Origin of the sequence: Flavobacterium sp. (genome assembly GCF_050696275.1) — a bacterium.
GTDB lineage: Bacteria > Bacteroidota > Bacteroidia > Flavobacteriales > Flavobacteriaceae > Flavobacterium.
Genome location: NZ_JBOGUT010000003.1, coordinates 134,904 through 148,613, shown reverse-complemented (window position 1 = coordinate 148,613; position 13,710 = coordinate 134,904). Strand labels below are relative to the sequence as shown.

8 protein-coding genes are annotated in these 13,710 nt (G+C 36.0%); 4 read left to right on the top strand and 4 right to left on the bottom strand.

Annotated elements, in window-relative coordinates; all coding sequences use genetic code 11:
- Positions 1 to 327 precede the first annotated feature (327 nt).
- The 3 genes from ACRDEC_RS03110 (at position 328) to ACRDEC_RS03100 (ending at position 6,659) form a co-directional block, all read left to right on the top strand.
- Positions 328 to 3,246, top strand: coding sequence for a sensor histidine kinase (locus tag ACRDEC_RS03110; RefSeq protein WP_431496868.1), 2,919 nt, complete (start codon positions 328 to 330; stop codon positions 3,244 to 3,246).
- A gap of 1 nt (position 3,247) precedes the next feature.
- Entirely contained in the window at positions 3,248 to 4,000 is a 753-nt protein-coding gene (locus tag ACRDEC_RS03105) for a LytR/AlgR family response regulator transcription factor (protein ID WP_431496867.1), read from the top strand.
- A gap of 97 nt (positions 4,001 to 4,097) precedes the next feature.
- The gene (locus ACRDEC_RS03100) at positions 4,098 to 6,659 is read left to right on the top strand and encodes a T9SS type A sorting domain-containing protein (RefSeq protein WP_431496866.1); all 2,562 of its coding nucleotides are present in this window, start codon (positions 4,098 to 4,100) and stop codon (positions 6,657 to 6,659) included.
- Between the two features lie 171 nt (positions 6,660 to 6,830).
- Here the strand turns inward: ACRDEC_RS03100 and ACRDEC_RS03095 are convergent, their stop codons facing one another.
- The 4 genes from ACRDEC_RS03095 to ACRDEC_RS03080 all read right to left on the bottom strand — a co-directional run bounded on the left by ACRDEC_RS03095 (position 6,831) and on the right by ACRDEC_RS03080 (position 12,388).
- On the bottom strand, positions 6,831 to 7,892 hold the full coding sequence (locus ACRDEC_RS03095; protein ID WP_431496865.1) for a ComEC/Rec2 family competence protein: 1,062 nt from the start codon (positions 7,890 to 7,892) through the stop codon (positions 6,831 to 6,833).
- Between the two features lie 63 nt (positions 7,893 to 7,955).
- Positions 7,956 to 9,179: a hypothetical protein gene (locus ACRDEC_RS03090; protein WP_431496864.1), complete on the bottom strand. Its 1,224-nt coding sequence runs from the start codon at positions 9,177 to 9,179 to the stop codon at positions 7,956 to 7,958.
- 1 nt (position 9,180) lies between these two features.
- Complete coding sequence (locus ACRDEC_RS03085) at positions 9,181 to 10,320, bottom strand: caspase family protein (protein ID WP_431496863.1); 1,140 nt, start codon at positions 10,318 to 10,320, stop codon at positions 9,181 to 9,183.
- A 16-nt stretch (positions 10,321 to 10,336) separates the two neighbouring features.
- Positions 10,337 to 12,388 (bottom strand): patatin-like phospholipase family protein, encoded by a 2,052-nt coding sequence (locus ACRDEC_RS03080; protein ID WP_431496862.1) that lies wholly within the window; start codon positions 12,386 to 12,388, stop codon positions 10,337 to 10,339.
- Between the two features lie 310 nt (positions 12,389 to 12,698).
- Here ACRDEC_RS03080 and ACRDEC_RS03075 point away from each other — a divergent pair, with 310 nt between their 5' ends.
- A complete protein-coding gene (locus ACRDEC_RS03075; protein ID WP_431496861.1) occupies positions 12,699 to 13,622 on the top strand; it encodes a hypothetical protein in 924 nt (307 codons plus the stop codon).
- Positions 13,623 to 13,710 lie beyond the last annotated feature (88 nt).

Here is a 13,710-nt window from a genome sequence, read left to right as displayed (position 1 = left end):
ATCAAAGCGGAAATGCAGTTGACACTTGGTCATTAGGTGAGGATGGTAAAGAATTGATTACTAAAGCAGAGGGAAAACCAGAAAAAGACGTAAGCTGTTAAAAGTTACATAACCAAATGGAGCCTAATGTCTCCAGAGCGAAAAAATATGATTCTTAAAACAGAATAAAGACCGAAAAGCCGAAATTAACTTTCGTCTTTTTTTTACGTAATACCCAACTTGCTACAGAATCTAAAAGCACATCCCAAACAATCCATTCAGCAAGTCAAAACTAAAATTCAGAAATAGATTTATTTGAATTATCTTCATTGTTCTATTTTTGAATACTTGAAAACAAAATTCCTATATAGCATCTTTCTTTTGGCAATGGTAAATGTACTTTTTGCACAAAACCCGGTTACGTTAAAACTAACGGAAAAGGAAGGCTTGCCAGATGTTGAATTTTATGATATTACCGAAGATTCGGAAGGTTTTATCTGGTTAGCAGCTGATAAAGGGCTTTTTCGCTTTGACGGAACCTCCTACCAGCCTTTTACAAACCCTGAAAAACGGGGACTTTCTGTTTTTAATTTAAAAATTGACCGTCAAAACCGGATTTGGTGCAACAATATTTCGGGACAGTTTTTCTACGTAAAAGGCAACAGGCTTGAGCTCTTTCTGGATCTGAAAGAAGAATTGAAAGGCGAACTTGTCGATTTTATTTTTAATAACGATAAATTATTGCTTTTCGGAGCAGCCACTCTTCTAGAGATCGATTTAAAAACAAAACAGAGAAATAATCTTTGGAAGAAAATCAAATTACCAATAAAAACAATCCGTGCTCCGTATCAAATGAACGGGAAAATTTATTTCGCCCTCAACAATGATGTGTATTGCATTACCGGTTCTAAAATAGAAAAAATCACTTCACAGCCATTTATCAGTGACAACACTACGAATGTGCTAAAACTTTTCGGCTATAAAAACGAATTGTATTTGTATGAATATCAGGTGAATTTAAACAAGAATCGCTTTTTTTCAATTAAAGACAGACAGATTCATGAAATCACTTTTCCAAAATATTTAGAAGGAAATAAAGTAATCACCATTACTGAAGACAACGGACTACTCTGGTTTTGCACACAAAAAGGGGTATTGTCATTAAAAAGGCATAATACTGTTTTTGAAATTAATGATGCTTTCTTTGAAAATGATTTTATTACCAAAAAAATAATTGACAAAAATAAAAACATTTGGCTGACCACTATAAACAACGGTGTTTTTATTATTCCTGATCTGCAAGTCAGGACTTTTGAAAACGTTATTTCAAATAATGCCATTGCGGTCATCGAGAAGATTTCGGAAGACAAAATAGCAATAGGGACATTAAAAGGAGATGTTTTAATAATGGATTTAAAAAATGGAAACTGCTACCCCATTCCTTTGCATCCCAAAAATAAAATAGCCTCTCTGACCTATTTGCAGCAACAGCATACTTTGTTAATCAGTACCGATAATTTCTCTTATTGCTACGATGTGAATAATGGCACATTAAAACAGGTAAATACTTTTTTCAATGCCAAAGATATATGCCAGATTGGAAAAACTGACCAACTTCTTTTCTGCGGGTTTGGAAGGGCCAATATTTTGGAATTTAAAAATAATGATATTACAGTAAGTGCCCTTTTAAGTGAGAAAAGGGCCTATCGTTCTTTTTATGATGAAACCAATAAAAAAGCCTATATCACGTATGTTGATAACGTAGTGCAATACGATCAAAAGTGGAACAGTACGATTTTAAACTATAAAGGGAGAAGCGTAATTGCTAAGGAAATTTGTAAAACAAGTAATGATGTGGTTTGGTTTGGCACCTACAATGAAGGGGCTTTAGGTTTCAAAAATGGGAAATTCATAAAAAATATTGATGTACCAAATGGTTTGTCTTCCAATGTAGTACAGCAGATTAAAAGTGATGGAGATGATTTATGGATTGTAACTGACAAAGGCGTGCAGGTTTTTAACACCTTAACAAATCAATTCAAACCTTCGCTGTTTAATAATACTTTAATTGGAAATAGTAAAGATTTAATCGTGAACAAAAATCAGGTACTTTTTGCCACACAGGAAGATATCGTGCTAATAGACAAAAACAAAAAACAACACACGCCCCTTCCCAATAAGATTTATATTCAGTCTGTTACAATAAATGAAAAAGACACCCTCGTACAACAAAAATATTCCCTGCCATACTATAAAAACCGGATAAAGTTTACCTTTCATATCAATGGGTATTATCCCAAAGGCGATTTACAATACGAATACCGGCTTTCCGGGCTGACTAATAACTGGATTTTACTCGATGACAATGTGAATCTTGTAAATTTTAACAGCTTGCCTTCCGGTGAATATATTTTTCAGCTCCGGGCTAAAAACCGTGCAGGAAATCATTATGTTACAACTGAAATAGCGGTACAAATTAACCGGCCGTATTGGAAAAAATGGTGGTTTATAGCTTTATTGATTTCAATTGCTTTTGGAATTATTATTGTATTCTACAGAAACAAATTAGCAATCAAAGAGAAAGAAAAAGAGTTGGCACTTGAGAAAGTAACGTTTGAAAGTGAATTGGCCATGCTAAAACTCGAAAACCTGAAATCACAAATGAATCCGCATTTTATTTTTAATGCGCTAAACTCCATTCAGGAATATATTGTGTTAAACCAAAAACATTTGGCCAGCTCCTATTTAGCAAAATTTGCCGATTTGATTCGGGCGTACCTAGACCATAGTTCAAAAGGAACGATTCCGTTAAAAGAAGAAATTGATTGCTTGAATATTTATCTGGAATTAGAACAATTACGCTTTGAAGAAAAGTTCAGTTATAAAATTAATTATGATGAAAACAGTGCTGTTTCGGATATCAAAATCCCAACGATGCTGATTCAGCCTTATGTTGAAAATGCCCTTAAACACGGGTTATTTCATAAAAAAGAAAACAGACAGTTGAGCATTACTTTTGAAAAAATGGAAAATAAAGCTATTTTAAAATGTACCATCCAGGATAATGGTGTCGGAAGAAAAAAAGCATCCGAATTAAGAGCATACAAACACAAATCATTTGCTACAGAAGCCAATCAGGACCGGTTAAATTTACTGAATCATGACCGAAAAGAAAAAATCGGCGTTACAATCGAAGACCTACTCGATTCGAATAACGAGCCAATTGGAACAAAAGTAACCGTATTAATCCCTATTTTAAACTTGTAAGATGAAAGCAATAATTATTGATGATGAAAGAAAAGCACGCAATTTACTTAAGGTTTTACTGGAAGAAAACTGCAAAAAAATAACGACTGTTTTTCAAGCGGAAGATTTATTGTCCGGAGTCGCTTTGATAAAAGAACATCAGCCCCAAATTGTATTTCTTGATATTGAAATGCCGGAGCATTCCGGTTTAGAGATTTTAAACTTCATTACTAAAGAGGACATTAATTTTGAAATTATTTTTACAACAGCTTACAGCGAATATGCTATTAAAGCCTTTCAGCTTTCGGCAATAGATTATTTATTAAAACCTCTTCGGGCCGAAACCGTCATGGAAGCTACGGAAAAAGCAATCGCACAAATTGGGAAATCCAATATTACCCTGCAATTAGATGAACTGAAAAAAAGCTTACAGACGGCTAATTTTAATAAAATAGGTTTGCCATTTGCCGACGGGTTTAAATTTGTCAATTTTGATGCTATTATTTTGTTCGAAGCCGATGGTATGTATACCAAAGTCAGTACGACAACTCATAATGAAATGCTGGTTTGCAAACCATTACGCCATTTTGTAACTATTTTAGAATCGCAGACCAATTTTTACAAACCACATCGCTCCTACCTAATCAATTTAAAATACATCAAAGAATACATCAAAAAAGAAGGTGGTTATATTGTGATGGATAATGACAAACTGGTTTCTATCTCTAATGAAAAAAAAGAAGAATTTTTAATGATTGTCCAAAATATAGGATAAGGCTTTAGCAAGTCAAAATACAGTTTCAGAAAGTCGTTTTAAAACGGCTTTTTTTTATGTCCAAATTTGTTGTCATAACTATAAAAAATATATTATTATGAGGGCAATTTTACTTTTTCTGACACTACTCATTGGAAATTTTTGTTTTGCACAATATCCTATAAACGGACTCGTTGCTCAATATGGATTTGATAATGGAAGTCTTTTAGTTGATGGAGCAAACGGACAAAATTTCACTAGAACCGGAACGTCTCTTTTGGAAATTAACAACCGATTTGGAAATCCATCAACAAGTGCCGTAAGTTTAAACGGAGATCATTTAACACGACCCGATATCGATTTTCCCGTAGATGGATTGGGTTACGGAAATTTGGAAACACTAAGTTTTTGGATAAAAACTACAACAAATAGTTCTGATACAAAAATTATAATTGACGATAGTAATAGAACTAGTTTTGCAACATCAAATTGGGTAGGTAATTATGTTTATTTACAAGACGGAAAAATTGGGGCAACATTAGGCGTTTTGTATAATGGGGCATTATCGTACCGAAGTGGCGGTGTTTATACTACAAAATTTGTGAGTGATGGAAATTGGCATCATGTTGCCGTTCTTCTTTCTAATTCGATGGCTTTTGGTGGTTGTTGCACAACAACAATATATAATTCAATGACTATTTATATTGATGGTATTCATTCAGGAAATGGAGGAAATAGTCAATCATCATCTACAAGTATAAGTTTAGCTACATCCCATGATACAAATGGAAATATTACTATTGGAAATAACAGATCCAATTCTCTTCCTGCTAATAACAGATATTTTGATGTAGTTGATGATATTCTTTTTTACAATCGCATTTTAACTGCTACTGAAATTAGTGACATTGCTAATTATAATTTTTGTTATGCACCAAGTTCAAGTAATTTGATAATAAACACTATTACTCAAACTGACGCTGGTTTCAATATTTCGGGAACAGGAATCTATGATATTGCTTATGTTCCGCAATCAGAACCCTTTGGGAATGCTGTTATTGTTTCCAATGTAGATGCAGCTGCAGCAGCAGTTCAAGTGACCGGATTAACGCCATCTACACGTTACAATGTGTATCATAGAAGTTATTGTGCTTCTAGCACAAATCCTTCAGGATGGTCTCTAGGTCAAACTTTCAGAACTAAAGGAAAAATGTTTATCAATGCTAATGCAACCGGAAGCAACGACGGATCTTCTTGGACAAATGCATTTACAAGCTTACAATCGGCATTTGCTGAACAGGCAGATGATCAGGAAATTTGGGTTGCAGCAGGAACATACCGCCCTAATATAAGCAGTAGAACTGTTCCATTCACTATAAATAAGCCAAATGTAAAATTATATGGAGGTTTTGCCGGAACTGAAGCCCAACTTTCAGATCGTGTTTTAGGAACTAATGAAACCATTCTTTCAGGAGATTTATCAGGCAATGATGACAGTAACATTACTTATGTAAATACGACCCGTAATGATAATAGTTATAACGTAATTGGCGTACACGGTGAAAATACGATACTAGACCGAATAACAATAACCGGTGGTCACGCTAACGGAACTACAGGGACATTAAAAGTAGGAGCTGGAATTTATAAAAATAATGCGGTTAAAAAATTGACACTTACTAATTGCAAAATGGTTCGAAACATAGCCAATGAATCTGGTGGGGCAATAGCTGCTGTTTATGATGCCACTCCTTCTGAATTAATTGTCAGCAATTGTATTTTCTCAGAAAATTTATCTGGAGCCGGTGGAGTAATTTATTCTTATACTGGACCTAGTGTAAGTCTTACTTATACATTTTCAAATACATTATTCAGTAAAAATAAGGCTGTAGATACTGCTACTCCAGGTTATGCAGGAAGCTCAGTTTGGCTTCGTGCTTATGGAGCATCTTCTTCAATAACAACATCATTTATAGGTTGCACATTTGTAGACAATAGTGATACTGGAACAATCTCAGGTATGAATAATTTTAACAGAGCTACTTTAGGTTTATCAATTAGAAGCGGCGTTGGAGCGAATCATAGTGTAACCATTTCAAATTGCATCCTTTGGAATAATAAAGCTGTTGGTGGAGTCGCTTCAAGACCTATTTCTGGTGTTACCGAAGACATGGTAAACCCAGTTACGATCACTAACTCTATTGATGAAACTAATTTTACAGGAACAACTTTAAGCGGTACTTCTTCAAATACAAGTGCTTCTAACCCATTATTTACAAATTTGGCAGGCAGTGATTATACTTTAAGTACTGGTTCCCCTGCAATAGATTCAGGTGATAATTCGAAAGTCATTGGTGCAACCGATTTACTGGGGAACCAACGAATTTTTAACACCACAGTAGATATGGGTGTCTACGAATTTGATTCAACGGTTTTAAGTAATCCGGATTTTAATCCAACAATTGAATTTTCAATGTATCCCAACCCGGCAACTTCTGTTCTTAACATTCGTTCGACAATAGAATTGAAAAGCATCGAAATTTATTCCTTGGAAGGAAAACTAGTCACTACAAGTCATACTGACACTATTGATATCAGCCTTTTAAAATCAGGATTTTATATTGCAAAATTGATTGGAAGTCAGAATCAAACAGCTGTTAAAAAGTTTATAAAGAAATAATTTTCAATCCCAATCATAACATTAAGGAGTAGTGTCAACTACTCCTTAATTTTTTGTACTTCGCTCCTTTCCTCTGATTAAAAAATGTTTTGAAAATTTTGCTAAAAACCAAAAGCAACTGCAAAAACTCATTAAAAGGTTTTTATCCGAAGAGGCAATAATTTTATCAAGTTATAAAGAAATGACAATACCCATATCATCCGGATATATCGTAGTATAGCCATATTTTTCCTGTAATATAGGTAGTTTCCAAATTTTGTTATGTTCAGAAGTATAATTAAATATAATCTCTGGATTTTTTTTTATAGTCAATAAACGGGCCATGTTTACCGCATCAGGATGATGGTATATTGATCCGTTTGTAGATATTACAAATCTATTACAATCAAACTGTTCCATAAGCTCTGGACTTGTATTTCCTTTGCTCCCATGATGTGAAAGTTTCACAAGTTTAAAAGGTATTTGTTCGCCCAGTCTATTAAGAGATCTACTAATTACCCCTGGATGAGAGTCGCCTGTAAGAAGTACTGCAGTGCCGTTGTATTTTGCAATAAAAGCAATACTGCTCCCATTTGCCGGAGCGCTATCTTCTTTAAATTCTTCCTGGGCAAGATTTTCAACATCAGGAATTTCAGGTACACCAAAAGATTGAACATCACCATCTACTACATTATGCACTTGTGCTCCATAGCCGGGATCAAGACCTGCTTTTTTTACTTCATCTTCCCATGCGTCACGTAGCTTTGCGAGATTTTCAAACATCGGCGACAGCAGTATTATTTCCATCCCACCATCCAGTATCAGTCTTGGCAATTCACCTTCTTCAGGTACCACAACTGCATTTCCTTCAAAATGAGTATTCCATGGTAACTTATGTTTCAATATTGCGGCGGTAAGACGTTCTCCTTGTACCGCTCCAAAAAATTCAACAGACTTATTTTCAAGCAAATGCGGCCATCCATTAAACCACACAGATTTTATAACACAAGGTAGATCATTTTCTTCCAAAAGACTCAATATGCCCTCAATGTGGTCGCGATCGATATGTGTGACCACAAGCAACTCAATAATTCTTTCTCCGGATGGAAGGGCTTCAAGCAATTCTTTGATGTGTGCTTTCGTACCACCGGTTCCACCATCGATTAAAATATGGTTCAGGGAATTATCCTCTCCATATTCAATCCAGATACAATCACCATAACGGGCAGGTAAAAAATTAATGGTATATTTCATGAGTAATTTTTTTATCCGGGTTATTCGTCATTATTTTTTTTTGAATTGAACTTGCAAATTCTACTAGCGATTAAGACGAAATATATCCTCCTCTGACGGCTCAGTTAATTTGATAGATTCGTCAATAGGTAAATTTGGATGCTGACCAATGTAAGTAAGGGTTTCTTTTGTCATATCTGAATTTGCTATAAAACCTCTTACATTTTTGAGCGCCGTTTCAATATCTTCGTCTTTCTCTTCAAACTGAAATGAGCACATGACCAATCCTTCATATAACAGACGAATCCCTTCGGTATAGATTGGCATTCCTCTTTCCAGAGATTCCAGTAAACGATTTTTAATCCTGTCCTGATAATTATGATCATTCTTTTCTGTATTATTTTCCATAATCATTTGCCAGGCGTGGATAATACAACCATCTGGTAGCCAGGAAAACCAGTTCGCAAGATTATTGGCCCAATCATGCAATCGTGCGAGTTCATCTGTCTTTAAGAGATAGTACCCTCCGATGGCAGCAGCTGTGGGGTCTTGTATTTTTTCAAGCAATAAAGTTTCTGCATCATTTAGAGCCCAGAGTGATCTAGCTCTAATCATGTCTCCTGAGGTCATAAGTGACAATAACGCCTGAGCTTTAGAATTTGACATCTTTAACGAGACATCATATAATTTGCACTCTCTGACAGGATTATAGAATAATCGGATATGGCAATTGACATCTTGGTATGGTGGTAGTGACACATATTGGGATGGGCCTTCCGGATAGTCCAGCTCCATAATCTGAAGACCTCCATATGTACTGATTCTAAATGTTTTACCAGCACGACCTATTTCATCAAAAGAGATATTAGGCAATAATATTGCTGTCCATTGTTGATCCCATAATGTCCATAACCTGGCAGTGGGATAGCTTTTTGCTCGCTGGTCAGCTTCTATCTCCATAATTCCACTCTCTCCAAAAATTTCAAATAATATTTTATCTTCCGGTGTACTGAACTCTTTTACAGCGCCTGTCTTAACATCCTTTATTTCGGGAAATACCGGGCTTAAATCAAAACTTATCTCAGCTGGTTTCTTCATATCAACTACAGCAATGCGCTCATATTGATTACCTGTAATCAAGTTTAACCTGACTGCATATATTCCTTCGGGCACCGTAAAAATACATTGATTAGCCGAGATCCATGTAGAATCATATACTGCCAGTTTTGAATCAAGAATTTCAATTTGTTTTGACTCGTCTAATTCTGCACCAACGATGTTGATTATTAATTCGTTTTCCTTTTCCATGTTAATTACAATTAAGCTGTTCGTTAGCCCAAGGCGGTGCCACAGGTTTATATTTCTTGCTATTCTTATAATTCTTTTGAGCAAAACTTGCCTCAACCATATAGAGTCCGGCTGACACATTCACATTCCATGGACCTGATTCTGGCTGTCTAGAATCTTTTTCATTAGTATTCAATTCCTGGTACGACAATACAGCATGCTTTAAAGCTTGCTCTGGATCGCAGGTTATGCTGAAAGGAACTTCAGGCGGTTTATTCAGATGAATTAAGGTGGTGACATCATTGATTGTACTGATACAACGTTGTGCATAACCTTCAGAAGCACATTCGGCCTGCAAAAACATATTCATCTTAGCAGCCAGGGTCCCAGTTGTAACTTTCCAAAAATTGCCCGAATCGTTATCGGCCGCATTACCTTCAAGAGCTTTAATAATCGCTTTGGTATAAAAAGAAGCCTCATTTACCTTGCCATATGCTTGTTCATTAGTGGCAGCAGCTTTTTGTACCAAACTGTATTTACAATCTCTGGCGAGTAAATTAGGTGCTTCGATGGGATTCATAGGAATTCCGGTACTGAGCATATCCCCGGTAACCTGCCTACAGGAATCAACCATAAATATTTGTGTTTTTGCCTTACAGGTAGAAAAAGCACGTCGGGTCATGTCGAAAGCAAAAGTCCCATCCCATGGACTGCGTGGATTTTCGCCAAAATCTTCGGCAAGTAAATATTGTTCCCCAGCTTTTTCAAGCCCATGCCCGCAAAAAAAGAACAAGGCAACATTGTCTTCATGAGTATCACATTTGTCCTTCCATCTCCAATAAGCATCACTAATATTATTTCGGATGGCAGGCTCAACAACGTTGCCTGGAAAAGCTTCTGGAAAGTCAGGCATTACTGATAAGAGCACATCTATGCTTCCTAAAGGTTTGGCCCAACAATTATTTTGATTCAGCCGTAAAGCTGCCTCATAAAATGCTTTTACAGAATAAGATGGAGAACCAAGCTGTCCCATCGATTGAGCGGCATCAAACCGCTGTGCTACGAATCTGTCGCCTCCATTAAGAAAAGGGTAAGCCCCTACACCTATCATTAATATATGGGTTTGGGGCCCTTCTTGTTTATTTTCGAAATACAATGCCATAATTCAATTTATACTGTTATATAGATTTTTCATTTGTCAACTTCTCATATAAAAAAAACGGATTATCCGTAAATTCATGCATCATTGCTATTAATTGCTCCTGTAAATTACTTATACGTTCTTTCGAATCTGGATTAAGTGAAGAAAAATTCCTGCTGTGCCGTAGCGATAAAGTATACCTAAGCAAACTGTAACAGGTACTGAACTGTCCTGTTACGATAATGGCTTTTCTTACATTATCCTTGCCGGCTGTTTCTTGTTCCGGCGTAAACCAAAGAGTTGTGGATGCATTATAGGCCATTTCTGCCAAATACTGCATTTCAGGAGTGATTTTACAAAACTCATTAACTTCTTTCTTAAATTCATCATATCGTTGGTGATATATTATTTCGTCTTCATCCTCTTTTTCATCAAAGTCAGGTAATTTCCTGTTTTTATTATTTGTGAAGGAAAGTCTGTAAATAGGATTATTCAGGCGTCTGTATTTATAAGCCTGATTAATAAAAAGCTGGTCATATATTAAGCGCCTTATTTGCTTTAAAAAGACATCGCTTATCATCGTTACTGCTGATTGTGCCCTTGATTTCAACATATTCAAAACTGCTTCCAGTTTGACTGTCTCCAGTTGGGTGATAAGATTTACTGCTGTGCGGTTGATAAAAGTATCTTCTGTAAAATAGTGCTTATAAACATCATTCAGAGATTCTTTTTCCAGGATTTTCGCCAGGTCTGGATAGGATTTAAAAAAGCCTTTGTACAGTTTGTTTACATAAGCCATTGCTACAAATAGACTTAATCCCAAGATTGAAAGCATTACTGAGGCAAAAGTAATCCCTTCAAAAAATAATGGAAGGAGGCAAATAACCGCCAGCATAGCTAAAATTATGTAGGATCTGGACATCCACTTTTTAATTTTACCATTATAATTCCTAACAGTATTCCAGTAATATTGAAGGGTTTCCTGATTCCAGTCGTTTTTTTTAACAACGGATTCACGGAAAGGTTCCATGTAAAAGCTTGTAACATCACTAACAATCATCAGGTCAAAACGATTGTAACATCTTTCATTTTTCTTATGCCCTTTATCCTTTCTGCTATTGGCTTTTAACAAACTATATAATCCTTGATTATCACAGATTCCACCATCCATAAGTCCAAACTCACCGTTATCCGCAAACTCCTTCTCTCTAGTTGCTCTTTTGCTATTCTTGTTGGAAAACTCAAACTTCTTACTTTTTCCCCAGCTGTATGTTTTAAGATGCAGTGCTGCTTTTAGATTAGCCTGGGTTGGCCCTTCGTTATAAGAAAAATCCCGTGGAAACATAATTGGTTCAAAACCCAACGGAAAACAAGACGAGGCAGCCAATATATCTCCGAAACGAATCTGCTTTAACGTCGAAATTGATTGAGCAGATTTTTCCTCTTCCAAATTGATGCTAATATTATTATTTCCGAATTGTCCATATCTTTTTGGTAACCAATCCCTTTCAGTACCCTGAAAACGAAAAGAAAGGCCAGTGTAGAACTCTGATGCATTAAAACAGAATTCATCCAAGTGGGTGGCATCAGAAGTATTGTCTGGAGCTATAATAAAGCCAAGACTCCTTTCACCCGAAGCTAAAAAATCAAATAGCGAATTGTGATATGCTCTTGCAAAAGCATTAATTGGATTTCGAGATTTCTCTCCATCTTCCCATTGAGTTGGGTCACCAAGAATATCCAGCGCTTCCTGACACAATCCATCACTCGTTAGTTTCTTGTTCAAATGCCTGAAATAGTCTTTAAAAGAAATTCCTTTCCGGATAGATGCAGTATAAGCAAGTAAGGTTATTGTTCCTCCGGATGCTGAAGAAATGAATTTAACTTTATCCAATAGTCTCAGATTCTCTTCTTTTGGATCTTTCAGTTGTAAAGCATCAAATACGCTAAGTGTCCCTAAGCCGTAAGCAGCAGCGCGGAAACCTCCTCCTGACAAGGCAAATCCAATGGATTCGAAAGGGTTCTCAGGGAAAACATAAGAGTCTGTTCTGGGAAATAAAATTTCTTCATCAGTAGTTGATTCTTTCATAAAATTTATTTTCATGTATACTTCACAAATCAGAAAACCCATTGACGATTAAACTTATAAATCCTTATGAAGACTAACCAATCTTATCAAAGGTAACTAATTTCCTATTTTATTTTGTAAGTAAATATACCTATTTTTATCTGATTGCTTGTTAAATAAATCAAACGTTCTTTATCAAAACCGTTCACAATCAGCCGGAACCAACTAACTGATTTTTTTATAAAAAAAGGGGGTTTTTCCTCATAATGTAAGAAAAAAACTATGGTACATTTAGTTTATAAATTTTTAACTCATTAAAAAACAATAAATTATGAAAAATTACCTAACCCTATTAGCTAGTGTGGTCATCATGGCCACCACGATGGTTTCTTGTGAAAAAACTGAGGTAGAGCAAGAAAGCCCATCAGATGCAAAAGAAAGTAAAAAAGCACCGGAAAATGTGGTAACGGCCTGTCCAAATGTATATGCCTTAGTATTATCGGGTTCCAGCAGCTCACCGGTTCCTGGAGGCTTTACTTCCAACATTTTTAAAGTAGATTTATGCGCTGCGCCTACCGGATACACTTTCGTATCGCAGATAAAAGTAGGTGGAATACCTGTAACTTCCGTAACTGGATTGTGCGACAGAGCTGGAGTGCCTAATTTTGCATGGGCAGTAACGGGAATCAATTCCAATTTTCCGGGCAAACTTTTAAACGTTCAAATTTCTACTGGAAATGCCTCTGTAGTTGCCACTACTACCACTCCTTTACAGGATATCGAAAATTTCGGGACAACAGGATTATTCGTAGCCATTAAAGAAGGAACATCCCAATTGATGAAAGTAACGGTACCTGGCGGTGTATGTAGTGTTTTTGCTCCGGCTGGTCCTACTTCTCAATACAATGGGCTTGCTGTAGTAGGCAGTACATTTCATGCTATTTCAGGAACGACTAATTTAGTTTGTCCTCCTAATTATGGGGATATTTTCGAATACACTACCGCAGGAGGACCTTATGTAGCCAAATATTCGTATAAAAATTTACCTGTGAATTCTTCTTGGACAATGAAGGAGTTAGGTTTCTATTTTGACAATTGCTGTGGCAAAAGATGGACTGTGGGAAGTTCTATGGGAATCATCTCTCACAACCCTAATGTGGCACCGTGTGTGTTGCCTAATCCGACGTTCTTGTTGAATACCTCCACAACAGGCCAGAATTACTGGTACATCTACGATTTTATGTCTAAATTGTAATGACAAAAGTATCCGGGCCAGGCCGATTTTTTGAAGCTGTCTGGTCTGGATATTTTGTATTTTAAATTACAGTTATAGTCCTTCGAAA